The sequence below is a fragment of the Streptomyces africanus genome (assembly GCF_002150735.1).
GTDB lineage: Bacteria > Actinomycetota > Actinomycetes > Streptomycetales > Streptomycetaceae > Streptomyces > Streptomyces africanus.
In genome coordinates, this window is record NZ_MUKA01000075.1 from 143,416 (window position 1) to 143,766 (window position 351).

The 351-nt window shown below is 70.7% G+C and carries 1 protein-coding gene; it reads right to left on the reverse strand.

Annotation, left to right across the window (positions count from 1 at the left end; genetic code table 11):
- Positions 1–351: AfsA-related hotdog domain-containing protein (locus CCL05_RS46100; RefSeq protein WP_279629934.1), on the reverse strand; the 351-nt coding region annotated here is incomplete at both ends.

Consider the following 351-nt stretch of genomic DNA (forward strand, 5'->3'; position numbering starts at 1 on the left):
CCGCCAGCAGGAGCGCGGACGGGTCGGTGTGGACTGTCAGGTCCCACATGACGAAGTGGGTGTCGGCGGGGGCGCCGAACTCGGCGTGCGCGAGCACCATGGAGGCCTGCCGCAACGTTTCGCCCACGATCATCGGATCCTGGTGGCGGTCGTCCACAGGGCCGAAGAAGGCGTGGGCGGCCGGCCAGTGAGCGGTGAAGCGGAAACGGGTTTCGGAGATTCGGCGCCACCGGGTGGGGAAGACGTCTGCTTCGGTGGTGCGGTGGGCGAGTTCCTTGGTGACCGGGACGGCTTCGGGGACTCCGGGGGCGTCGGGGGGCTCTGTGGGGTGGGTGACCGCGGCGTGTGGCG